Origin of the sequence: Nocardioides solisilvae (genome assembly GCF_003194625.1) — a bacterium.
GTDB classification, from domain to species: Bacteria; Actinomycetota; Actinomycetes; order Propionibacteriales; family Nocardioidaceae; genus Nocardioides; species Nocardioides solisilvae.
Genome location: NZ_QHKX01000002.1, coordinates 83,341 through 106,171 on the forward strand (window position 1 = coordinate 83,341; position 22,831 = coordinate 106,171).

A 22,831-nucleotide genomic window follows, 5' to 3' on the forward strand; every position below is an offset into this window, starting at 1 on the left:
CGACATTAAACACCAGTTCGTCGTCGAGCCCACGGGGAAGCCATGTCCGTCCTGCGCACCACCACCCGTCCGAGACCCTTGCAGGTGGTCGTCGTCGGGGGCGGCGCGGCCGCCGTCATCGCGGTGGTCCACCTCTTCCGTCGCACGTCGCCCGACGCCCCGGTCGACGTCCACGTCATCGAGCCCGCCGCCCGGGTCGGGCCCGGGCTCGCCTACCGGACCGAGCACCCCAGGCACACGGTCAACAACTTCGCCGAGCGGCTCAGCGCCGTCGACGGGGACCCCGGCCACCTCATCCGCTGGTGCGCGGGCCTGGGCCTGGACCTGGGGGCACGCTCCTTCCCGTCCCGCAAGGTGTACGGCGACTACCTGGCCGCGGTCCTGGACGGGGTCGACGTCCCGGCGGGTTCCTCGCTCCTGCGCCGGCGCGACGAGGCCGTCGACCTGGTGCCCGAGGCGGACCACTGGTCCGTCGTCCTCGCCTCGGGCGCCGCGCTCGGGGCCGACCGCGTGGTGCTGGCCCTGGGCAACCCGCCCCCGCGGGCCCAGCCGCGCCTGGCCGAGCGGCTCGGGGCCCGGTTCGTCCCCGACCCCTGGGCGCCGGGGTGGCACCAGCGCCTGCCGGGTCGCGGGCTCACCGACGTGCGCCGGGTCCTGCTGCTCGGCACCGGACTCACCATGCTGGACACCGCCGTGGAGCTGGAGCACCTGCTGCCGCGGGCCGAGATCGTCGCGGCCTCCCGACGCGGCCGCCTCCCGCGCGCGCACGTGGTCGAGCCCACGGACGGTTCCGACTGGCGCGACGCGGTGGACGCCGTCCGCGGGTTCGCCAACCAGCTCTGGGCGACCCTCTCACCCGCCGACCGGGCCCGGTTCGCCGAGGTCTACGCCCACGAGTGGGACCTGCACCGGCACCGGATGTCGCCGGCGATGGCCCACCACCTCTCCCGGTTGCGGGACACCGGGACCCTGGTGGTCCGCACGCTCGACCAGGTCGACCCCGAAGCCTTCGACCTCGTGGTCAGCTGCACCGGCCCCCGACCGGTGCCCACCCCCGGGTGGAACCGGTTGGTGGACGCCATGCTCGAGCGCGGGCTCGTCCGCGCGAACGGCCTCGGCCTGGGCGTCGACCTCGTGCAGCCCGGCCACCCGGTCGACGACCGCGGGCGCGTGCTGCCCGGGCTCTTCTGGATGGGTGCGGCCCGCAAGGGGCTGGAGTGGGAGGTCGGCGCCGTCCCGGACCTCCGGGCCCAGGCCCTCGCCCTCGCCGACGTCGTCGCGGAAGCGGCCGAGGTCGCCGCCGACGAGCGCGCTCCCCTCCTGCGCTGAGCGCCACGAGGCCGGCCCGGGGAACCCGGACCGGCCTCGTGGCGTGGAACCCTGTGTCAGGCGCGCAGCAGGTTGCGCAGCACGTACTGCATGATGCCGCCGTTGCGGTAGTAGTTCGCCTCGCCCGGGGTGTCGATCCGGACGACCGCGTCGAACTCCGTGTCGCCGGTCTTGACCTTGACCGTGCGCGGCGTGGTGCCGTCGTTGAGCTCGGTGATCCCCGTGATGGAGAAGGTCTCCTCGCCCGTGAGGCCCAGCGACTCGGCGGTCTCGCCCTCGGGGAACTGCAGCGGGATCACGCCCATGCCGATGAGGTTGGAGCGGTGGATCCGCTCGTAGGACTCGGCGATGACCGCCTTGACCCCGAGCAGCGCGGTGCCCTTCGCGGCCCAGTCGCGCGAGGAGCCGGAGCCGTACTCCTTGCCGGCCAGCACGACCAGCGGCGTGCCCGCGGCCTGGTAGTTCTCCGACGCCTCGAAGACCGAGGTGACCTCGCCCTCGCGGGTGAAGTCCTTGGTCACGCCACCCTCGGTGCCCGGCGCCAGCTGGTTGCGCAGCCGGATGTTGGCGAAGGTGCCGCGGATCATGACCTCGTGGTTGCCGCGGCGCGAGCCGTAGGAGTTGAAGTCGCGCTGCTCCACGCCGTGCTCGGCGAGGTAGCGACCGGCGGGCGAGTCCTTCTTGATCGCACCGGCCGGGCTGATGTGGTCGGTCGTGACCGAGTCACCCAGCTTGAGCAGGACCCGGGCACCCTCGATGTCGGTGACGGGCTCCGGCTGCGCCGGCATCCCGTCGAAGTACGGAGGCTTCCGGACGTAGGTGGACTCGGCGTCCCACGCGAAGGTGTCGCCCTCGGGCGTGGGCAGCGACTGCCACTGCTCGTCGCCCGCGAAGACGTCCTGGTAGGAGTCGGCGAACATCTCGGCGTTGATCGCGGCCGCGATCGTCTCCTCCACCTCGGCCGGCGAGGGCCAGATGTCCTTGAGGAAGACGTCGTTGCCCTCGGAGTCCTGGCCCAGCGGGTCCTCGAACAGGTCGACGTCCATGGAGCCGGCCAGCGCGTAGGCGACCACCAGCGGCGGCGAGGCCAGGTAGTTCATCTTCACGTCGGGGTTGATCCGCCCCTCGAAGTTCCGGTTGCCGGAGAGGACCGAGGTGACCGCGAGGTCGGCCTCGTTCACCGCGGCCGAGACCTCGGGGATGAGCGGCCCGGAGTTGCCGATGCAGGTGGTGCAGCCGTAGCCGACCAGGTTGAAGCCGAGCTTGTCGAGGTACGGCGTGAGACCGGACTTCTCGTAGTAGTCCGACACGACCTTCGAGCCCGGCGCCAGGGTGGTCTTGACCCACGGCTTGCGCTGCAGGCCCTTCTCCACCGCCTTCTTGGCGAGCAGGGCCGCGGCGATCATCACCGACGGGTTGGACGTGTTGGTGCACGACGTGATGGCCGCGATGGTGACCGCGCCGTGGTCGAGGGTGAACTTCGTGCCGTCCTCGAGGGTGACCTCGACGGGGCTGCTCGGCCGGCCGCCGTCGGTGGCCGCGGCGGAGTGCCAGTCGTGCGGGGCGGGCGAGTCGTCGTGCCCGTTGCCCGACCCGTTGGTGGCCGGGGCGTCGCTGGCCGGGAACGACTCGGCCGAGGCCTCGTCGGCGCCGGTCTCCACGCCGTACGGCTTCTCCTGGCCGGGGACGCCGGGCTTGCGGTCCTCGCCGCCGGTCTCGTCGGCCGAGACGTAGTCGGCGAGCGCGGTGCGGAAGGCCGGCTTGGCCTCGGTGACCTCGATGCGGTCCTGCGGGCGCTTGGGGCCGGCGATGGAGGGCACCACGGTGGCGAGGTCGAGCTCGAGCTTCTCGGAGTAGCGGGGCTCGGCCGACGGGTCGTGCCAGAGGCCCTGCTCCTTGGCGTAGGCCTCGACCAGCGCGAGCTGCTCGTCGGAGCGGCCGGTGAGCCGCAGGTAGTTGACGGTCTCGTCGTCGATCGGGAAGACGGCGATCGTGGAGCCGAACTCGGGGCTCATGTTGCCGATCGTGGCGCGGTTGGCCAGCGGCAGCGCGGAGACGCCGGGACCGTAGAACTCGACGAACTTCCCGACCACGCCGTGCTGGCGCAGCATCTCGGTGATGGTGAGGACCAGGTCGGTCGCGGTGGAGCCCTCAGGCAGGTCGCCGGAGAGCTTGAAGCCCACGACCCGCGGGATGAGCATCGAGACCGGCTGGCCGAGCATCGCGGCCTCGGCCTCGATGCCGCCGACGCCCCAGCCGACCACGCCGATGCCGTTGACCATCGTGGTGTGGGAGTCGGTGCCGACGCAGGTGTCGGGGTAGGCCTGCAGCTCGCCGTCCACCTCGCGGGTGAAGACGGTGCGGGCGAGGTGCTCGATGTTGACCTGGTGGACGATGCCGGTGCCGGGCGGGACGACCTTGAAGTCGTCGAAGGCGCCCTGGCCCCAGCGCAGGAACTGGTAGCGCTCGCGGTTGCGCTCGTACTCGATCTCGACGTTGCGCTCGAACGCCTCGGGGGTGCCGAAGACGTCGGCGATCACGGAGTGGTCGATCACCATCTCGGCGGGCGCGAGGGGGTTGATCTTCGACGGGTCGCCGCCGAGCTCGGCCATCGCCTCGCGCATCGTGGCGAGGTCGACCACGCACGGCACGCCGGTGAAGTCCTGCATGATCACCCGGGCGGGGGTGAACTGGATCTCCTTGTCGGGATGCGCGTCGGCGTCCCAGCCGGCGAGCGCGCGGATGTCGTCCGCGGTGATGTCGGCGCCGTCCTCGGTGCGCAGCAGGTTCTCGAGGAGGACCTTCAGGCTGAAGGGGAGCGAGTCGACGTCGAGGCCGTCGCCCTCCACCGCGCCCAGACGGAAGATCTCGTAGGACTTCCCGTCCACGTCCAGGGTGCCCTTGGCACCGAAGCTGTCCTGACTGGCCATCAGTCGCGTCTCCTACCGGGGTTCGTGGGTGTCACCGCGTCCATCTTGCCGCCGCGCCGGTGAGGCACGGCAAGCAAGGCTCACCTAACCGGACGAGCGGGACCTGTCGGCATATCTCTCGATATCAAGATACACGATCGTCGGGCGCCTCGAACCAAGGCAGGTCCTCGCCGCGCTCGACCCACTCCTGCGTCGTCGTCCGGTCGAGGGCCGGGTCGTCGACCAGGGCGACCGCGGCCTCGACCGGCACGCCGAGGTCGCTCGTGCGGGGGTCGTCCTCGATGAGGTCGCCGGCGTAGTACACGACGACCCACAGGTCGCCCTTCTGCTTCATGAACGTGTAGACGCCCGGGTCCTCCTCGGGCTCGACCTCGTCCCAGGCCAGCACCCCGCCCTCGTGCTCGGCGCAGCCGTCGTAGTCCTCGAGCAGCTCCTCGCACTGCGGGTCGACGGACTCGGTGCTGGTCCCCACCCGCACGTAGTGCTGCTCCTCGGAGTCGTACCGGAGCGAGGCCAGCACACCTTCCGGGGCGGACCTTCCCTCTCCCGACGTCGGCTCCCCCGCCGTCTCCGCGAACCTCTCGGCCGCGAGCGCCGCGACGGCACCCGGGGTGATCGGCTCGTCGCCGGCCGATCCTCCGCCGCCCCCTGCGTCGCCGCCGTCCCCGCACCCGGCCAGCACGAGGACGACCGGCGCGACGACGAGCGCGAGCCTGGAGGAGACGGGCAGCCGGTCACGAGCGCACACGGCGGCAACCTAGTGGGGCCTGCCCCCGGTCCCCGCGACGTCTCCGGGAGCGGACCTCTCCAGCAGCGCGACGCACTCGACGTGGTGCGTCATGGGGAAGAGGTCGAAGGCCCGCAGCGCGGTGGTGCGGTAGCCGGCCTCGGCGAAGAGCGCGAGGTCGCGGGCGAGCGCCGACGGGTCGCAGGCGACGTAGGCCACCGCGCGCGGCGCCCGGTCGGCGACCTGCGCCACCACCTCCCGCTTGGCCCCGGTGCGCGGGGGGTCGAGGACGACGAGGTCGAAGGGCTCGTCGTACTCGTGTTCGAGCACCTCGGCGACGCCGCCGGCGCTGACCCGCACCTTCGCGGCCCCGGACAGGTTGGCGCGAGCCTGGGTCGCCGCCTCGCGGTCGCCCTCGACCGCCACCACGCGCGCGCCGGGACCCACGCGCTCGGCCAGGAACCGGGCGAAGAGCCCGACCCCCGCGTAGAGGTCGAGCACGGACTCCCCGGGCTGCGGGTCCAGCATCGCGAGGACCGCGTCGACCAGCGCCTCGGGCGCCCCGGGGTGGACCTGCCAGAAGCCGCCAGAGGCCACCGAGAACTCGCGACCGTGCACCGCGTGGCCGACCTGCGGCTCCAGCGACTCGATCAGGCAGTCGTCGATCTCCACGACCTCGTGGGAGCGGTGCTGGCGCATGCCGCGGCCACCACCGGGGAGCGGCACGAAGCGGCTGCGGGTCCGCCACCGCAGGCCGTCGAGGTCGCCGGGCACCGCCTCGACGACCAGTCCGGCCACCAGGGGGTCCGCCGCGTCCATCCGGGCCACGCGGACCAGCTGCTCGCGGACCACCGAGGCCTTGAGGTCGCGCTGGTGCCCCAGCGCGACGTGCTGGAAGTCGCAGCCCCCGCAGAGGCCCGGTCCGGCGTACGGGCACGGCGGAGCCACGCGGTGCTCCGAGGCCCGCAGCACCTCGACCGCGTCGCCGCGCCAGAACCGGTCGCCGTCGGAGCCCTCGGTCACCTCGACGACCACCCGCTCCCCCGGCACGGCGTGGCGCGTGAAGACCACCCGCGTCCGCTCCGGCTCCGCGGGGTCGGCGGCGACCCGCACGACGCAGTGCCCGCCGTGGGCGACGGGGCCGACCTCGGCCTCGAACCTCTCCCCGACCCGCGACCGTCCACGCGACCGGCGCTCCCGGACCGGCCGGCTCACCAGGCCCCGCCCGTCCCGCCGTCGCGGTGGTCGTCGGGGGTGCCGGCGACCCGGCCACGGCGCAGGTCGCCCGCCTTCACCCGCTGCTCGTCGCGGGCGCCGCGCTCGCGGGCGGCCTGGGAGGACTGCAGCTGGTAGGGCACCGAGGTCACCATCACGCCGGGCGAGAAGAGCAGCCTGCCCTTGAGCCGCAGCGCGCTCTGGTTGTGGAGCAGCTGCTCCCACCAGCGGCCGACGACGTACTCCGGGATGTAGACGGCGACGACGCCGCGCGGGCTGGCTCGCCGGATCTCCTGCGCGTACTCGACGATCGGCCGGGAGACCTCGCGGTACGGCGAGTGGAGGACCTTGAGGGGCACGTCCAGGCGCCGCTCGTCCCACTCAGCCAGGAGGCGGTTGGTGGCCGCCGCGTCGGTGTCGACGTAGACCGCCTCGAGCACGTTGGGGCGGGTCGCCTTGGCGAAGGCCAGGGCCCGCAGGGTGGGCTTGTGCAGCCGCGAGACCAGCACGATGGCGTGCACCCGCGTGGGCAGCACCTTGTCCTGCTCCTCCGCGGCCAGCTCGCTGGACACCTGGTCGTAGTGCCGCCGGATCGCCTGCATGACCACGAAGAAGGCGCCCATCGCCAGCAGGGTGATCCACGCGCCGTGCATGAACTTGGTCACCAGGACCACCACGAGGACCAGCGCGGTGAGGACGAGCCCCACGGTGGCGGTCGCGCGGGCGCGGTGCATCCGGCGACGGTTCGCGGCCACCCGCTCGACGCCCAGCGCGCGGGTCCAGTGCCGGACCATGCCGAGCTGGCTGAGCGTGAAGGAGACGAAGACGCCGACGATGTAGAGCTGGATCAGCCGGGTCGTCTCGGCGTCGAAGGCGACCACCAGCGCGATGGAGACCGCGGCGAGGAAGACGATGCCGTTGCTGTAGGCGAGCCGGTCGCCCCGGGCGCCGAGCGCCTTGGGCAGGAAGCCGTCCTCGGCGAGGATCGACCCCAGGACGGGGAAGCCGTTGAACGCGGTGTTGGCCGCCAGCACGAGGATCAGCGACGTCACCGTGACCACGAAGTAGAAGCCGGGCGGGAAGTCGGTGAAGACGCCGCGGGCGATCTGCGCGATCACCGAGTGCTGGTCGTAGCCCTCCACCGGCACCCCCTGGGCGGTGAGCCGCTCGAGGTCGTCGGGGTCGACGTACTTCAGGCCCATCTCGCGGGCGAGCAGGATGACCGACATCATCATCGAGATCGAGATCAGCCCGAGCAGGAGCAGCGTGGTGGCCGCGTTGCGGCTCTTGGGCCGGCGGAAGGCGGGGACCCCGTTGGAGATCGTCTCCACCCCGGTCAGGGCGGCACAGCCCGAGGAGAAGGCGCGGGCGAGCAGCAGCATCAGCGCCAGGGTGGTCAGCGGCCCCTCGTAGCCCGGCGCCTGCTGGATCTCGAGCGAGGCGCTCTCCACCAGCGGCAGGTCGTCGCGCCACCAGCGCAGCAGGCCGTAGCCGCACATCCCCAGGACGGCGGCGATGAAGAAGTAGGTCGGCAGGGCGAACCAGGTCGCCGACTCCCGGACGCCGCGCAGGTTGACGGCGGCGAGCAGCAGCACCAGCCCGCTGGCCACGACGACCTCGTGGCCGTTGAGCGCCTCCAGGCCCGAGGACGCGTACTGCGCGGCGGCGCTGATCGAGACCGCGACGGTGAGCACGTAGTCGACCAGCAGCGCGCTGGCCACGGTCACCCCCGCCGTCCGCCCGAGGTTGACCGAGGCGACCTCGTAGTCGCCGCCCCCGCCGGGGTAGGCGTGGACGGTCTGCCGGTACGACGTCACGACGGTGAGCATCACCAGCGCGACCGCGAGCCCGACCTTCCAGGACCACGCGTAGGCCGAAGCGCCGGCGAGGGAGAGCATGATGAAGACCTCGTCGGGGGCGTAGGCCACGGACGAGAGCGCGTCGCTGGCGAAGATGGGCAGCGCCACCCGCTTGCGCAGCAGCGACTCGCCCAGCTGGGAGCTCCGCAGCTTGCGGCCCAGCAGGATCCGCTTCGAGACATCGCCGACACCCACGAGCGGAAGGCTAGTCGCACCCGGGCCCCGACACCGCGCGACGACCCCACCCGGGCGGGGCGGGGCTGGGATACGGTTCACCCGTGCACGTCGTCATCATGGGTTGCGGCCGGGTCGGCTCCACGCTCGCGCGCAGCCTCGAGGACCGGAACCACACCGTCTCGGTGATCGACAGCGAGCCCGACTCGTTCCGCCGCCTCGGGCCGGGGTTCAACGGCGACAAGGTGACCGGCTACGGCTTCGACCAGGCGGTGCTGGAGAAGGCGGGGATCCGCCGCGCGGACGCCTTCGCGGCCGTCTCCAGCGGCGACAACTCCAACATCATCGCCGCCCGGGTGGCCCGCGAGACCTTCGGGATCCAGCAGGTCGTCGCCCGGATCTACGACCCGGGGCGCGCGGAGGTCTACCAGCGCCTGGGGATCACCACGGTCGCCACGGTGAAGTGGACCTCCGACCAGGTGCTGCGACGGATCCTGCCGGCGGGCGCCGAGCCCACCTTCCGCGACCCCTCGGGCACCATCCGGCTGGACCAGGTGCCGGTGCCCGACGCGTGGATCGGCCACCGCACCGTGCACTTCCAGGAGCAGACCCGCAGCCGGATCGCGTGGATCGACCGGCTCGGCGAGGGCATGCTCCCCAAGCGCGAGAGCGTGATCCAGGAGGGGGACGTGCTCCACCTGGTGATCCGCGAGGAGCACGCGGCGGACGCCTACCGCGTCCTCAACCGGGGACCCGAGGAGGACTGAGATGCGCGTCGCCATCGCCGGGGCCGGGGCCGTCGGCCGGTCCATCGCCCGCGAGCTGATCGAGAACGGCCACCAGGTGCTGCTGATCGACCGCAACCCCGAGGCCGTCAAGCAGGAGCGGGTGCCGCACGCGGAGTGGCTGCTCGCCGACTCGTGCGAGCTCTCCTCGCTGGAGGAGGCCCGGCTCGACCGCTGCGACGTGGTGATCGCCGCCACCGGCGACGACAAGGCCAACCTCGTCACCTCGCTGCTGGCCAAGACCGAGTTCGGCGTGCCCCGCACGGTGGGGCGGGTCAACCACCCCGACAACGAGTGGCTCTTCACGGAGGCCTGGGGGGTCGACGTCAACGTCTCGACCCCGCGGATCATGTCCGCGCTGGTGGAGGAGGCGGTCTCGGTCGGCGACCTCGTGCGGCTCTTCACGTTCCGCCAGGGCAACGCCAACCTCGTGGAGATGACGCTGCCCGACGACTCCCCCTACGTCGGCAAGCCCGCGGGCCTGGTGCCCTTCCCCGAGAACTGCTCGCTGGTCACGATCCTGCGCGACGGACAGGTCTACCCGCCCAGCGACGAGCAGCCGCTGGAGTCGGGCGACGAGCTCCTCTTCGTCGTCTCCGCCGAGTCCGAGGTCGAGCTCGAGCGGACGCTCGCCCCGCACCAGCACTGACGCGGATCAGGCCGGGTCCTCCGCGGCCGGTCGCAGCGGGGTGTGGTTGCGCGCCAGCAGCCACACCATCGCGGCCAGCGCCGCGAGCTGGAGGGGCCAGCCCAAGCCGATCTTGAGCAGCCCGAGCGCCGCGATCGCCGTGTCGGGGTCGAGGGCGCCCGAGTCGCCCGCGAGCCAGATCGGCGCCTGCACCGCGACCCGGAGCACGCAGGGGGCCGCGAGCACCCAGGTGAGCAGGCTGCTCAGCCGTACCACCTGCCGGTCGTCGTGCCACGCGGTGGGGTCCCCGGTCACGCTGCCCACCATGAAGCCGACCAGCGGCCACCCGACCAGGCAGCTGAGCGCCAGCACGACGGCGTACCCGCCGTTGTAGAGGATCCCCGGGAGGAAGTAGGCCAGCGCCTGCTCCTGCTCCGACCCCCCGGCCGCCGCGGCCCGCTGGACGAAGAACCAACCGATCCCGATGCCGACGAGGGCGTTGACGCAGAACTGCACGGTGGAGCGTTGCACCAGGCGCACGACGAGGAGCAGGACCGCCGCGGCGATGCTGACGGTGAGCGCGAGGCGCAGGTCCTTCCCGAGCAGCCAGGTCAGGGTGAAGAGGATGGTGGGCACCGCCGCCTCGACCATGCCCCGGCGTCCGCCCAGCGCCTGGGCCAGCTGCCGCCGGACCAGCGCCTCCACCGTCTCGACGGCCGCGTCCTCGCGTCCCTCGCGTCCCTCGCGTCCCTCGGGGGCCCCGGGGCGGTCGGGCTGGTCGGGGTGCCGACGGTCCTCGTGGTCCTCGTGGTCCTCGACGCTCACGGGACCAGCTCGTAGCGAGGGTTGTACATGATCCGGCGACCCTCGTGGACGCCGATCCGGCCGGCCGCCGACAGGGAGCGCCCGGGCTCGATGCCGATGATCCGGCGCCGGCCCAGCCACACCAGGGTCACCACGTCGGTGCCGTCCTCCAGGTCGGCCTCCAGGGCCGGCACGCCGCCCCGGGGACGGAGCGTCACGGTGCGCAGGCTCCCGCGGAGCAGCACGGGCTCGCGCTCGGGGGCGTCCCGGATGGTCTGCACGCCGTCGCCGCCGTGGACCTGGCGGAGGTCCCGCGCCTGCTGGTCGCCGCTGTCGGCCCAGCGCGACAGGCTCTGCCGCAGGCGCCGGCGCACGCCCATGGCGCCGTTCCCGCCACCCTGCTCGTCACCCACGGCCCGCTCCTCGTCTGCGCTCACTCGTCGCCGCTCACTGGGTCCGGCTCACTCGGCCCGGCGCGCGTCGGGCGGCAGCCGGAAGCCCAGCGGGCGTCCGACCGGCATGGCCTGGTCGCCGCGGCGCACCGCCACGGAGGCGAGGGCGTCCTCCCACTCCCCCGCCGACTCCGGCTCCATCGCCGGCCGGCCCAGCAGGGAGGCGCGCAGCATCCAGCGCGAGCCGTTGATGCCGATCACCCGTGAGGGCTGGACCGCCTCGGTGCCGTCCTGACGGCGGACGGGCATCCGGCACTCCAGCTCGGTGCCCCAGCGGCCCTCGCGCTCCGCGACGGTGCCGCCGCGGCGGACGACGTCCTCGGCGATCTGGGGACGCACCTCGCTCCACAGGTCGCCGTGCCGCGGGGCGGAGAAGACCTGGAGCTCCATCGCGCCGTCCTCGCCGACCAGGAGCGCGCTGGCGACCTCGCCGCTCTCCTCGTTGACCTGGAGCCGCAGCTCCCGACCCGGGGAGGGCGCGATCTGCAGGGCGCCGATGTCGATGCGGTCGACGCCGTCGGCGAGCGTCTCCGCGTCGTGGGGCCCCACCGTGGTCGCGCCCGCGTCCTGCGCCGCGTCCGCCGGGTCGGCGGTCGGCGCGGGGTTCGACGACTGGTCGGCCTTGCGACGGAACTTCACTGCTGATGCCTCCTGGTCTCGGGGTCCCCGCCGCTGCGGTCCGCGGCCGGGGCGGGTCCGGACCCGCCGAATCCCCCGGTAGAACCGTAGCCCCCGGGGCCACGGCTGGATCCCGGGAGTTCCCCCACCTCCACGAACCGCGCCGTCTCGAACCGCTGGACGACCAGCTGGGCGATCCGGTCGCCGCGCCGCAGCTCCACGGGCTCGGTGCGGTCGTGGTTGACGAGGAGCACCTTCACCTCGCCGCGGTAGCCGGAGTCGACGGTGCCGGGGGTGTTGACGATCGAGACGCCGTGCCGGGCGGCCAGCCCGGAGCGCGGGTGGACGAGCGCGACGTACCCCTCGGGCAGCGCGAGGGCGATCCCGGTGGGGACCAGCGCCCGTTCCCCGGGGGCCAGCAGGAGGTCGACGGTCGAGCACAGGTCGGCCCCCGCGTCGCCCGGGTGGGCGTAGGAGGGCAGCGGCAGCCCGGGGTCGATCCGGACCACCGGGACGTCGAGCAGACCGCCTGGCGGCGCGGCGACGGGCGGGGTCGGGGCGGGGTCGGTCACGACCGAGCAGCCTACCGGCGGGCCCGGCCCGGCCCGCCCCGCCGGGCGGCCGCGGACTCCCCCGCCTATCCTTGGTCCGTGGAGTACGCCGAACGCCTGCACGTCCCGCTGCGCTGGTGGGTGCAGGGGACCATGCTGGTCGCCAGCCTGTGGCTGGCCGTCCTGGTGGCGGTGCCCGAGACCACCGGCGGCCTCCTCGCCTCGCTCGCCGTGGCAGGGGTCGCGACGGCCCTGATGGCGTGCCTCTTCCTCTCCCTGGCGGCGCGCGTCGTCGTCGCCGACGGGGTGCTGCGAGCCGGACGCGCCCACATCGAGGTCCACCACCTCGGAGCCGTGGAGGTCCTGGACGCCGCGCGCACCCGCGCCGTGACCGGCGTGGAGGCGGACGCCCGGGCGTTCCTGCTCATCCGTCCCTACCTCAAGCGGTCGGTCCGCGTGGAGATCACCGACCCCCGCGACCCAGCCCCCTACTGGTTGCTGCACAGCCGGCACCCCGGGCGCCTGGCGGCCGCCCTCGAGCAGGCCGTCGCCCGCCGCATGACCGACCGCGCCGCTGGGTAGGGTCACCCAGACACCCCAGGAGGACACATGGCATCGAGCTCCAAGTTCTGGACCGTCTTCTCCCTCGGCTCGGCGCTCACCGCCGCGGCCGTGGCGAGGAAGACCCTGACCACGTCGTGGCGCGCGGCCACGGGCAAGAACCCCCCGGAGAACCCGGCCGACCCCGACGTCGACATCTGGGAGGCGGTCGCGTGGGCCGCGGTGAGCGGCATCGCGATGCAGGTGGCCCGGATGCTGGCCACCCGCAAGGCCGCGAACTACTACGCGAAGTCCACCGGGCACCTGCCGCCCGACCTGCAGAAGGACGACCAGCGGGCGGACGCCACCGGCTGAGCCGCCCGCCCGACCCACGCGTCGCCCGTCCCACCCGTGGCCGGGACCGGACGCACGAAGGCCGCGACCCCCCGAGGGGGTCGCGGCCTTTCGTCGTGCCGGCGCGGCTCGCGGGGAGCCGGAGGCGCTCAGACGCAGTCGCGGCAGGTCATCGTCTTCTCGTCCGCGAGCTGGCTGCGGTGGTGCACGAGGAAGCAGCTCATGCAGGTGAACTCGTCCTCCTGCTTGGGCTTCACCTCGACCGCCAGCTCCTCGTGGGACAGGTCGGCGCCCGGGAGCTCGAAGGACTCCGCGGCCTCCGTCTCGTCCTCGTCGACCTTGCCGGAGTTCTTGTCGTGACGCCGCGCCTTGAGCTCTTCGATGCTCTCTTCGCTCTGGTCTTCCTCGGTCTTGCGTGGTGCGTCGTAGTCGGTCGCCATGTGCCCTCTTCCAGTTACCGGTCCGCTGGCCGTGCCGCCGGCCTAGTCCTCGTGCGCGGGCCGATTGTGCACCATGGACCCGTCCGGAGCACCAGTGCCCCGTCCGGGTGTCGGAGAATCGACCACGCGACCGGCCCAACCACGCCCTGCACGCGGGTATTCCCGCGTCGTGGATCACTCGACAACAGCGAGGAACCCCGTCTCGGCCAGCAGTCCGACCAGCTCGTCGAAACCGTCGGCGGGCCCGGCCACCAGGACCGGGGAGGGCGCACCCGTCCCGGGCTCCTCCGGACCTAGCCCGGGCAGCCTCGCGAACCGGCCGCCCGCCTCCTCGACCACCAGCGAGCCCGCCGCCCAGTCCCAGGGCCGGGGCCCCTGCTCCACGTACGCGTCGGCGAGCCCCGCCGCCACGTGGCAGAGGTCGAGGGCGCAGGAGCCCAGGCGACGGACGTCGCGCACCCGGGGCAGCAGCCGCGCCACGCACGCGCCCTGGTGGGCGCGCACCTCGGCCAGGTAGCCGAAGCCGGTGAGGACCAGCCGCTGCGGGACCGGCACGGTCGGCCGCACCCGGAGCGGGACGCCGTCGCGGGTGGCGCCCAGGCCCCTGGCCGCGGCGTGGGTGTGCCCGTGCGGGACGTCCACGACCGCTCCCGCGACCACGACGCCGTCGACCTCGGCGGCCACGGAGACGGCGTACTCCGGGATCCCGTAGAGCAGGTTCACCGTGCCGTCGACGGGGTCGACCACCCAGCGCACGCCGGTGGTGCCCGCGACGTCGCCCTCCTCCTCGCCGAGCACCCCGTCGCCCGGGCGCAGCTCGGCGAGGCGGCGGCGCAGCAGCCGCTCGCTGGCCCGGTCGGCCTCGGTCACCACGTCGACGGCGCTGGACTTGGTCGCCGCCACCTCGACGCCGCGGGTCGCGGTCGTCGTCCGGACCAGCTCCGCGGCCTCCCGGGCGACCGTCACGGCGACGTCGCGCAGCGACGCCGCCAGGCGGGTCGGGGCGTCCGTCCCCGCCTCCCCGGTCACCCCCGGCCTCACTCCGGCATGCCGCAGAGCGCCGGGCGCGGCCCGCGGGGGTTGGGGCAGCACCCGGGCGCGCAGAGCGCCCGCCACGGACCGATCGAGCCCACGGCCGCCTGCTCCGGGTCCTCGCCGCGCTCGGCGGCCGCCCGCTCCACCAGCAGGTCGCGGACCATCGCCACGAACCGCGGGTCGACGCCGGGGGTCGCGGCCCGGGCCGCGCGGATCCCCAGGCGCTCGGCCGTCGCCATCGCCTCGGTGTCGAGGTCGTAGATCACCTCCATGTGGTCGGAGACGAAGCCGATCGGCACCATCACGACCGAGCCCACGCCCCGGCCGGCGAGCGTCTCCAGGTGGTCGTTGACGTCGGGCTCCAGCCACGGCACGTGCGGGGAGCCCGACCGGGAGCAGTAGACGAGCTCGTGGGCGGGCCGCCGGCCGGTCTCCAGCCGGACCCGCTCGACGACCTCGGCCATCACGCTGCGGTGCTGCGCGACGTAGGCGTCGCCCTCGGGCCCGCTGGTGCGCGCCATCTCGGTCGGGATCGAGTGCGTGACGAAGACCAGCTCGGCGTCCTCCCGCGCGGACTCCCCCAGCTCGGCGAGCGCGGCGAGCGTGGCGTCCACGACGGGCTCGACGAAGCCGGGATGGTTGAAGTACTGCCGCAGCCGGTCCAGCCGCGGCGCGCCCTCGACCTCCGCCACGGCGTCGGCGAGGTTCTCCCGGTACTGCCGGCAGGAGGAGTAGGAGGAGTACGCCGAGGTGGGCAGCACCGCGGCGCGGGTCACGCCGTCGTCGGCCATCTGGCGCAGCGTGTCGGCCAGGTAGGGGTCCCAGTTCCGGTTCCCCCAGTAGACGGGAAGGTCGATCCCCGCCCCGGCGAGGTCCTCGCGGAGGGCCGCGAGGAGGGCCCTGTTCTGGTCGTTGATCGGCGAGCGGCCCCCGAAGAGGAAGTAGTGCTCGCCGACCTCCTCGAGCCGCTCCCGGGGGATCCCCCGCCCGCGCGTGACGTTCTCCAGGAACGGCACCACGTCCTCGGGCTTCTCGGGTCCCCCGAAGGAGAGCAGCAGCAAGGCGTCGTAGGGGGTGACGTCGGGACCGGCAGCCTGGGTCATGCCGGTCATCGTAGGCAGGATGTCCCACCCCGGGACCCGGAGACCTAGGCTGCGCCCACGATGTTGGACTCCTACCGCCGCGTGCTGCGGCGGCCCGGCGCGGTGCGCTTCAGCTCGGCCGCCGTGGTCGCCCGCCTGCCCATCTCCATGGTCAGCCTCGGCATCGTGCTGCTCGTGGAGGCCCGGACGGGCTCCTACGGCCTGGCCGGCACGGTCTCCGCGGCCTACGTCCTGGCCCAGGCGGCCGCGGCCCTGCTCCACGGCCGGCTGCTCGACACCCTGGGGCAGGACGTCGTGCTGCCCGCGGCGATCTCGGCCTTCTCCGCGTCGCTGTCGCTGATGATGCTCTCGCTCCAGCTCGACTGGTCGCTGGCCGCGGCCTACCTCCTGGCCGCGCTGGCCGGGGCCAGCCTCCCCCAGGTGGGGGCGAGCGTGCGGACCCGGTGGGCCCACCTGCTCGCGGACCCCCGCGAGGTGCAGACCGCCTTCGCGCTCGAGTCGGTGCTCGACGAGGTGGTCTTCATGGCCGGACCGGTGCTGGTCACGGCCCTGGCGACCACCTGGCACCCCGTGGCCGGTCTCGCCGTCGCCGTCGCGACGGGGCTGCTGGGCACGCTGCTCTACGCCGCCCAGCGGACCACCCAGCCCCCGCCTCGGGGTCGACGCACGAAGGGGCCCCGACCCCCCATGCCCTGGGCCGTCGTCGGGCCGCTGGCCGTCGTCAGCCTCGCCCAGGGCGCGCTCTTCGGGGCGGCCGAGGTGGTGGTGATCGCCTTCGCCGACGAGCAGGGCTCCCCCGGTGCCGCCGGGGTGCTGCTGGCCTGCTGGGCGCTGGGCAGCCTGGTGGCGGGCCTCGCCACGGGCGCGGTGGTCTGGCGCAGGTCCCCCGCGTTCCGGGTACGGGTGGGGATGGCGGCCCTGGCCTGCGCGATGGTGCCGCCCGTCCTCGTCACCTCGGTGCCGTCGATGACCGTGGTGATGGTGGTGGGCGGCCTGGCCATCGCCCCCACCCTGATCGCGACCCTCACCGCCGTGGAGCGGGCCGTGCCCCCGGGCCGGCTCACCGAGGGGATGGCCGTCCTGCACACCGGGCTCGTCGCGGGGGTGGCGCCGGGTGCGGCCGCCGCCGGCTTCGTCGTCGACCACCACTCCGCGTCCCCCGCGTTCTGGGTCGCCGTGGCCGCCGGGGCGGTGGGGATGGTCGCCTCGCTGCTGGTCCGGCACGACACGGCGGAGCGGCCCACCCCGCGCACGGGCGCCGTCGCGGGCGGGGGGCACTAGCCTGCAGCCATGCCAGCGGCGAGGAGCGACACCGGGACCGGCAGCACGGGCAGCACCGGCAGCACGGGGGGCAGCGGGTCGGACAACGCGCCCGCGACCTGGACCAGCTGGTCCGGCCTCGAGGCGGCCCGCCCCGACCGGGTCCTGGCCCCGGAGAGCACCGAGGACGTGGTGGCGGCGGTGCTCGCGGCGCGCGAGGCCGGCAGCACCGTCAAGATGGTGGGCACCGGCCACAGCTTCACCGGGATCGGCGTGCCCGGCCGCACGATGCTGCGTCCCGACCGGCTCCGCGGCGTCCTGTCGGTCGACCGCGACGCGATGACCGTGACGGCGTACGCCGGGACCCGGCTCGCCGACCTCAACCTCGAGCTGGAGCGGCTGGGGCTCTCGCTGCACAACATGGGCGACATCGCCGAGCAGACGCTGGCCGGTGCCGTCTCCACCGGCACCCACGGCAGCGGCGGCCTCGCCGCGGGCCTGGCGGCCCAGCTGGAGGGGTTCGAGATGGTGGCCGGCACGGGCGAGGTGCTCGTCGCCGACCGGACCTCGCACCCCGACCTCCTCGACCTCGGCCGGATCGGCCTCGGCGCCCTCGGCGTCCTCACCACGGTGACGTTCCGGGTGGAGCCGCTCTTCCTCCTCCAGGCCGAGGAGCGGCCGATCGGCTGGGACGAGCTGCTGGCCACCCACGACGAGCTCGTGGCCACCCACCACCACGTCGACGTGCACTGGTTCCCCCACACCGACGGAGCCCTGCTCAAGGCCAACACCCGGCTGGCCGACGACGTCGCCGAGCGCCGGCCGCTCGCGGCGTGGCAGCGCCGCCTGGACGACGACCTGCTCTCCAACCGGCTCTTCGGCGTCCTCACCGCCCTGGGCAGCCGGGTGCCCGCGGTCGTGCCGACGGTCAACCGGGTCGCCTCCCGCGCGCTCTCGGCGCGCAGCTACTCCGACGTGGCCCACCGCGTCTTCGTCTCCAGCCGCCAGGTCCGCTTCCGCGAGATGGAGTACGCCGTCCCGCGCGAGGCCGGGCTCGCCGTCCTGCGGGAGGCGCGCCGGGTGATCGACGCCCACGACTGGCGGATCGGCTTCCCGGTGGAGGTCCGCACGGCCCCGGCCGACGACGTGCCGCTCTCCACGGCGTACGGGCGCGACGTGTGCTACCTCGCCTTCCACGTGCCGCACACCGTCGACCACCGCCCCTACTTCGACGCCGTCGAACGGGTGCTGAGGGCCCACGACGGGCGCCCGCACTGGGGCAAGCTGCACGGCCTGGGTGCGCCCGACCTGGCCCGGGTGCACCCGCGGTTCGAGGAGTTCCGGGCCCTGCGGGACCGGCTCGACCCCGACCGCGTGCTGGTCAACGCCCACCTGCGCCACGTGCTGGGTCCCTGATCGGCGTCGGCTGCGCGTGTGACCGCCCGCACGGCGGGACCACTGGCGTAGGCTCGCCCCACCGCATGACATGCCTCGGTCACCGCCGGGGCCCGACAGGGGCAGGAGCAGTGCACGCGATGGCACACCTCACGCTCGTGGGACTGAGCGAGGACCGTACGCGGTTGCGCCTGGTCGACGACGCAGGTGTGGAGCACACCCTCGCTGCCGACGCCACGCTCCGCGCCGCCCTGCGCGGTGAGGACCCCCGCCCCGGCCACTTGGAGAACCGAATGGACAGCGCACTCCGCCCCCGCGACATCCAGGCCCGCATCCGGGCCGGCGAGACGCCCGAGGCCGTGGCCGACGCCGCAGGATCCACCGTCGAGAAGATCATGCCGTACGCCACGCCGGTGCTCGCCGAGCGCGCGCACGTCGCCGAGCGGGCGCAGCGCTCCTCGGTCCGTCGCCGCTCCTCGGAGGGGTCCGGGTCGTTGGGAGGGGGTCGGACCCTGGAGGAGACCGTCTCGGCGCACCTGCGCAGCGAGAACGTGGACCCCGGCTCGGTGGAGTGGGACGCCTTCCGGCGTGAGGACGGCCGCTGGACCCTCACCGGCGCGTTCGCCTCCCCCGCCCGCCGCGGCACCGCCACGTTCACCTTCGACGTGCCGGGCAACTACGTGACCGTCGAGGACGACGACGCCCGCTGGCTGGTCGGCGAGACCCCAGCCCGTCCCGCGGCTCCCGAGGCCCCGCCGGCCCCCGAGCCCGAGGCGCACGAGGCGCCCACCGGGACCCCGCGCCGCCGGCTCTCGGCCGTGCCGGCCGAGGAGCTGCCGCTCGGCGACGACGCGATCGAGATGCTGGCCGGCGGCCAGGGCTCGCCCGCCGCCACGGCGCCCGCCGGGCCGCACGACGAGACCGCGGACCTCTCCGAGAGCCTCCCGGTCGAGGCCTTCCTCACCGACGAGCCCGCGCGGTCCACCGCGGCCGCCGAGGAGGCGCCTGCCGAGGAGCCGGCGGCCCGGGAGCAGGCGGACGAGCGGCCGACCCCGCGCCGACCCGTGCGCAAGAGCCGCGGCCGCGCGTCCGTGCCCAGCTGGGACGAGATCATGTTCGGCGGTGGGTCCGGCGACTGAGGCGGGACCGGGGCCGGGGGACCTCCTCCGGCTCACCCACCTGCACGTCCACCCGGTCAAGAGCACCGCCGTGCGCCCGGTCGAGCAGGCCGAGGTGCTGCCCCGCGGGCTCGTCGACGACCGCTCCTGGGTGGTGGTCGACGACGCAGGCGTCCTGGTCTCCGCCCGCGAGCTGCCCGGCCTGCTGCACGTCGTCACCGACACGCCCGCCACGGACCCCGGGCTCGGCGCCGCCCTGCGGCTGCGCCACGCGGACGTCCCCGACCTGCTGCTGCCGACGCCGTCGGGGCCGACCACCCGCGTCCGCCTCTTCGGCCACGAGCTGCGCGGGGTCCCCGTGGGCGCCGACGCCGACGCCTGGCTGGCCCGGGCCCTCGGGCGTCCGGACCTCCACCTCGTCTGGTGCGACGACCCCACCCGCCGCCGGCTCGACCCCGACCACTCGCTCGCGGGGGACCACACGGCCTTCGCCGACGACTTCCCGGTGACCCTGGCCTCACGCTCCTCGCTCGAGCAGGTGGACGCGTGGGTCCGCGCCGAGCGGGCGGCCCGTGGCGAGCCCTTCGCGGAGCCGCTGCGGATCGAGCGGTTCCGGCCCAACCTCCTGGTCGAGGGGACCGAGCCGTTCGCCGAGGACCGGTGGACCCACGTCCAGGTCGGCGAGGTGCTGTTCCGGGTCACCAAGCCGGTGGGCCGCTGTGTCATCACCACGCTCGACCCGACCACCCTGCAGGGTGGCAAGGAGCCGCTGCGCAGCCTGGCGCGGCACCACCGGATCGACGGCAAGGCCCGTTTCGCGGTCAACCTCGTGCCCGAGAACCCCGGCACCCTCCGGGTCGGCGACGAGGTCACCGTCCGGGCCGGCGACGCCGGCCGGGCGTGACCGGGCTCAGGCCGACGGGACGGAGCGCTCCACGGGGCGCGAGGGGTCGCTGACCCACCCGCTCCAGCTGCCGGGGTAGAGCGCGGCCCGCACTCCCGCCAGCTCCATCGCCAGCACGTCGTGCGTCGCGGTGACCCCGCTGCCACAGTAGGCGGCGACGTCGGCGCCCGGCACGGCGCCGATGTCCGCGTAGAGCGCCGCCAGCTCCTCGCCAGGACGGAACCGCCCGTCCGGACCGAGGTTCGCGTCCGTGGGGACGTTCCGCGCCCCCGGGACGTGGCCGGCGACCGGGTCGATCGGCTCCACGTCGCCCCGGTAGCGCTCGGGCGCCCGGGCGTCGACCAGGACGCCGACCCCCGGCACCTCCCCGGCCTCGACCCACGGCATGCCGTCGCCGGGCCCCGGGGTGAAGTCGCCCGGGAGCGGCGGGCGTGCGGCCAGGTCCTCGGGGTCGGTCTCGCCCGCCACCAGCGGGCCGCCGGCCCGGCGCCACGCGGCGAGGCCGCCGTCCAGCACCTGGACGTCACGGTGGCCGTGCAGGCGGAGCAGCCACCACGCGCGTGCCGCGGCCCGGCCCTGCCAGTCGTCGAGCACCACGACCGGCCGCTCGGCGTGCACGCCGGCCGCGCGCATGGCGGCCGCGAAGACCTCCGGATCGGGCAGGGGGTGCCGACCACTGGCCCCGGCCGGGCCGGCGAGGGCGGTGTCGAGGTCGACGTACGCCGACCCCGGCACGTGCCCCGCCAGCCAGGCCGGCCGCCCGGTCTGTCCGTCGGTGGCGCCCGTGCGGTAGCGGACGTCCAGCACCGTCACCGCACCGAGCAGCCCGACGAGCTCCTCGGGGGCGACCAGCGGACCGCCGACGCCCCGAGTCACGACGGACGCTGCGCCGGGGCGTTCTTCGCCGTCATCGCGGGATCCCGGACCACGACGTCGCCCAGCACCTCGTCGATCCGGGTCATCACCTCGTCGGGGAGGCGGACGCCGGCCGCGGCGACGTTCTCGTGCACCTGCTCGGGCCGGGAGGCCCCCACGAGGGCGGAGGCGACGTTGTCGTTCTGCAGCACCCACGCCACGGCCAGCTGGGACATGGTGAGGTCGACCGACTCGGCGACGGGCCGAAGACCCTGGACCGCCTCGAGCGTGCGCTCGTCCATGAAACGACCGATCATCTGCGCGCCGCCCTTCTCGTCGGTGGCACGGGAGCCGGGCGGCGGGGCCTGGCCGGGCTGGTACTTCCCGGTCAGCACGCCCTGGGCGATCGGCGACCAGACGATCTGCGAGACGCCCAGCTCGCGGGAGGCCGGGACGACCTCGTCCTCGATGACGCGCCACAGCATCGAGTACTGGGGCTGGCTCGAGATGAGCTGGAAGCCGAGCTCGCGGGCCAGGGCGACGCCGTCGCGCAGCTGCTCGGCCGTCCACTCGCTGACCCCGATGTAGAGCGCCTTGCCGGCCCGGACGATGTCGGCGAACGCCTGCATCGTCTCCTCCAGCGGGGTGGCGGTGTCGAACCGGTGGGCCTGGTAGAGGTCGACGTAGTCGGTCTGGAGCCGGCGCAGCGAGCCGTCGATGGACTCCATCACGTGCTTGCGGGAGAGGCCCGAGTCGTTGTGCCCCTTGGGGCCGGTGGGCCAGTAGACCTTGGTGAAGATCTCGAGCGACTCGCGGCGCTCCCCCTTGAGCACCTCGCCGAGCACCGTCTCGGCCGCCGTGTTGGCGTACACGTCGGCGGTGTCGAAGGTGGAGATCCCGGCGTCGAGCGCGGCCCGGACGCACTGCGTCGCGACGTCGTTCTCGACCTGGGAGCCGTGGGTGAGCCAGTTGCCGTAGGTGATCTCGGAGATCTTGAGACCGCTGTTGCCGAGGTGTCGGAATTCCATGCCGCGACGCTATCGCCCGGCGCCAACCCGGATGGCGGGTCCCCGCGCACCCGTGGAAGGATCGTCGACCGTGGCCGAACTGCACTTCTTCACCGGGACGATGGACTCGGGCAAGAGCACCCTGGCGCTCCAGACCAACCACAACCACGCGGCGCGGGGCCGCGTCGGCCGGATCTTCACCGCCCACGACCGCGGCGGCCAGGCGGTGCTGTCGAGCCGGCTCGGCCTGACCCACGAGGCGCTCGAGGTCACCCCCGACTTCGACTTCTGGCGCTACGTCGTGGAGACCCTGACCCGCGGCGGCCGGATCGACTACCTGATCTGCGACGAGGCCCAGTTCTACTCCCCCGCGCAGGTCGACCAGCTGGCCAAGGTGGTCGACGAGCTCCAGGTCGACGTCTTCGCCTTCGGCATCCTCACCGACTTCCGGACCGTGCTGTTCCCGGGCTCCGCCCGCCTCGTCGAGCTGGCGGACCGGATGAACGTGCTGCAGGTGGAGGCGCTGTGCTGGTGCGGCAAGCGCGCCACCCACAACGCGCGCACAGAGAACGGCGCCATGGTGGTGGAGGGAGAGGTCGTGGTGGTCGGCGACGTGGAGGCCCCCGACGAGCCGCCGGCCGACGTCGCCTACGAGGTGCTCTGCCGCCAGCACCACCGCCGCCGGCTGACCGCGGCCCGGGCCAAGGCGGTCAGCCTCGCCCCCGAGCCGCTGCCCTTCGGGTGAGGC

23 protein-coding genes are annotated in these 22,831 nt (G+C 74.1%); 10 read left to right on the forward strand and 13 right to left on the reverse strand.

Features of this window, described 5'->3' with window-relative positions:
• Positions 1-42 precede the first annotated feature (42 nt).
• Positions 43-1,329, forward strand: a complete 1,287-nt coding sequence (locus tag DNK53_RS06415; RefSeq protein ID WP_110181507.1) for an FAD/NAD(P)-binding protein — start codon at positions 43-45, stop codon at positions 1,327-1,329.
• A gap of 56 nt (positions 1,330-1,385) precedes the next feature.
• On the opposite strand, the gene DNK53_RS06420 is transcribed toward DNK53_RS06415, so the two are convergent.
• The 4 genes from DNK53_RS06420 to DNK53_RS06435 form a co-directional block, all read right to left on the reverse strand.
• On the reverse strand, positions 1,386-4,259 hold the full coding sequence (locus DNK53_RS06420; RefSeq protein WP_110181508.1) for an aconitate hydratase: 2,874 nt from the start codon (positions 4,257-4,259) through the stop codon (positions 1,386-1,388).
• Between the two features lie 124 nt (positions 4,260-4,383).
• Complete coding sequence (locus DNK53_RS06425) at positions 4,384-5,007, reverse strand: hypothetical protein (RefSeq protein WP_110181509.1); 624 nt, start codon at positions 5,005-5,007, stop codon at positions 4,384-4,386.
• A gap of 9 nt (positions 5,008-5,016) precedes the next feature.
• Positions 5,017-6,201 carry a class I SAM-dependent RNA methyltransferase gene (locus tag DNK53_RS06430; protein ID WP_110181510.1) on the reverse strand — a complete coding sequence of 395 codons (1,185 nt, stop codon included), beginning with the start codon at positions 6,199-6,201 and terminating at the stop codon, positions 5,017-5,019.
• Complete coding sequence (locus DNK53_RS06435; RefSeq protein WP_110181511.1) at positions 6,198-8,255, reverse strand: APC family permease; 2,058 nt, start codon at positions 8,253-8,255, stop codon at positions 6,198-6,200. Before DNK53_RS06435 ends, DNK53_RS06430 begins: the two co-directional genes overlap by 4 nt.
• A 98-nt stretch (positions 8,256-8,353) precedes the next feature.
• Here DNK53_RS06435 and DNK53_RS06440 point away from each other — a divergent pair, with 98 nt between their 5' ends.
• Entirely contained in the window at positions 8,354-9,001 is a 648-nt protein-coding gene (locus DNK53_RS06440) for a potassium channel family protein (protein WP_420846497.1), read from the forward strand.
• Between the two features lies 1 nt (position 9,002).
• Positions 9,003-9,668 (forward strand): potassium channel family protein, encoded by a 666-nt coding sequence (locus DNK53_RS06445; RefSeq protein WP_110181513.1) that lies wholly within the window; start codon positions 9,003-9,005, stop codon positions 9,666-9,668.
• Positions 9,669-9,674: 6 nt separating this feature from the next.
• On the opposite strand, the gene DNK53_RS06450 is transcribed toward DNK53_RS06445, so the two are convergent.
• From DNK53_RS06450 to dut, 4 genes are read right to left on the reverse strand one after another with little or no spacing between them, the layout of a single operon-like run.
• Complete coding sequence (locus DNK53_RS06450) at positions 9,675-10,472, reverse strand: DUF3159 domain-containing protein (protein WP_239456394.1); 798 nt, start codon at positions 10,470-10,472, stop codon at positions 9,675-9,677.
• On the reverse strand, positions 10,469-10,864 hold the full coding sequence (locus DNK53_RS06455; RefSeq protein ID WP_239456395.1) for an OB-fold nucleic acid binding domain-containing protein: 396 nt from the start codon (positions 10,862-10,864) through the stop codon (positions 10,469-10,471). The genes DNK53_RS06450 and DNK53_RS06455 overlap by 4 nt, the downstream gene beginning before the upstream one ends.
• A gap of 48 nt (positions 10,865-10,912) precedes the next feature.
• Positions 10,913-11,542: a DUF3710 domain-containing protein gene (locus DNK53_RS06460; RefSeq protein ID WP_162599818.1), complete on the reverse strand. Its 630-nt coding sequence runs from the start codon at positions 11,540-11,542 to the stop codon at positions 10,913-10,915.
• Positions 11,539-12,045, reverse strand: coding sequence for a dUTP diphosphatase (gene dut, locus DNK53_RS06465; protein WP_110182347.1), 507 nt, complete (start codon positions 12,043-12,045; stop codon positions 11,539-11,541). The genes DNK53_RS06460 and dut overlap by 4 nt, the downstream gene beginning before the upstream one ends.
• 126 nt (positions 12,046-12,171) lie before the next feature.
• Here dut and DNK53_RS06470 point away from each other — a divergent pair, with 126 nt between their 5' ends.
• Both DNK53_RS06470 and DNK53_RS06475 read left to right on the forward strand, forming a co-directional pair.
• Positions 12,172-12,654: a DUF3093 domain-containing protein gene (locus tag DNK53_RS06470; RefSeq protein WP_110181514.1), complete on the forward strand. Its 483-nt coding sequence runs from the start codon at positions 12,172-12,174 to the stop codon at positions 12,652-12,654.
• A 27-nt stretch (positions 12,655-12,681) separates the two neighbouring features.
• Positions 12,682-12,987 (forward strand): DUF4235 domain-containing protein, encoded by a 306-nt coding sequence (locus tag DNK53_RS06475; RefSeq protein WP_110181515.1) that lies wholly within the window; start codon positions 12,682-12,684, stop codon positions 12,985-12,987.
• Between the two features lie 128 nt (positions 12,988-13,115).
• Here DNK53_RS06475 and DNK53_RS06480 read toward each other — a convergent pair whose 3' ends face one another.
• The 3 genes from DNK53_RS06480 to DNK53_RS06490 form a co-directional block, all read right to left on the reverse strand.
• On the reverse strand, positions 13,116-13,406 hold the full coding sequence (locus DNK53_RS06480) for a DUF4193 domain-containing protein (protein WP_110181516.1): 291 nt from the start codon (positions 13,404-13,406) through the stop codon (positions 13,116-13,118).
• Positions 13,407-13,580: 174 nt separating this feature from the next.
• Positions 13,581-14,435 carry an inositol monophosphatase family protein gene (locus DNK53_RS06485; RefSeq protein ID WP_204163798.1) on the reverse strand — a complete coding sequence of 285 codons (855 nt, stop codon included), beginning with the start codon at positions 14,433-14,435 and terminating at the stop codon, positions 13,581-13,583.
• 8 nt (positions 14,436-14,443) lie between these two features.
• Positions 14,444-15,544 (reverse strand): ferrochelatase, encoded by a 1,101-nt coding sequence (locus tag DNK53_RS06490; RefSeq protein ID WP_110182349.1) that lies wholly within the window; start codon positions 15,542-15,544, stop codon positions 14,444-14,446.
• A gap of 60 nt (positions 15,545-15,604) precedes the next feature.
• Between DNK53_RS06490 and DNK53_RS06495 the strand changes: the two genes are divergently transcribed.
• The 4 genes from DNK53_RS06495 to DNK53_RS06510 all read left to right on the forward strand — a co-directional run bounded on the left by DNK53_RS06495 (position 15,605) and on the right by DNK53_RS06510 (position 20,221).
• A complete protein-coding gene (locus DNK53_RS06495) occupies positions 15,605-16,825 on the forward strand; it encodes an MFS transporter (RefSeq protein WP_110181517.1) in 1,221 nt (406 codons plus the stop codon).
• A 9-nt stretch (positions 16,826-16,834) separates the two neighbouring features.
• On the forward strand, positions 16,835-18,220 hold the full coding sequence (locus DNK53_RS06500; RefSeq protein ID WP_110181518.1) for a D-arabinono-1,4-lactone oxidase: 1,386 nt from the start codon (positions 16,835-16,837) through the stop codon (positions 18,218-18,220).
• Between the two features lie 119 nt (positions 18,221-18,339).
• Positions 18,340-19,338, forward strand: a complete 999-nt coding sequence (gene sepH, locus DNK53_RS06505; RefSeq protein WP_162599819.1) for a septation protein SepH — start codon at positions 18,340-18,342, stop codon at positions 19,336-19,338.
• The gene (locus DNK53_RS06510; protein ID WP_110181520.1) at positions 19,322-20,221 is read left to right on the forward strand and encodes an MOSC domain-containing protein; all 900 of its coding nucleotides are present in this window, start codon (positions 19,322-19,324) and stop codon (positions 20,219-20,221) included. Before sepH ends, DNK53_RS06510 begins: the two co-directional genes overlap by 17 nt.
• A gap of 6 nt (positions 20,222-20,227) precedes the next feature.
• Here the strand turns inward: DNK53_RS06510 and DNK53_RS06515 are convergent, their stop codons facing one another.
• Complete coding sequence (locus DNK53_RS06515) at positions 20,228-21,097, reverse strand: sulfurtransferase (RefSeq protein ID WP_204163799.1); 870 nt, start codon at positions 21,095-21,097, stop codon at positions 20,228-20,230.
• Positions 21,094-22,104: an aldo/keto reductase family protein gene (locus tag DNK53_RS06520; protein WP_110181521.1), complete on the reverse strand. Its 1,011-nt coding sequence runs from the start codon at positions 22,102-22,104 to the stop codon at positions 21,094-21,096. Before DNK53_RS06520 ends, DNK53_RS06515 begins: the two co-directional genes overlap by 4 nt.
• A gap of 70 nt (positions 22,105-22,174) precedes the next feature.
• Between DNK53_RS06520 and DNK53_RS06525 the strand changes: the two genes are divergently transcribed.
• Positions 22,175-22,828: a thymidine kinase gene (locus tag DNK53_RS06525; RefSeq protein ID WP_110181522.1), complete on the forward strand. Its 654-nt coding sequence runs from the start codon at positions 22,175-22,177 to the stop codon at positions 22,826-22,828.
• The last annotated feature ends 3 nt before the right edge of the window (positions 22,829-22,831 follow it).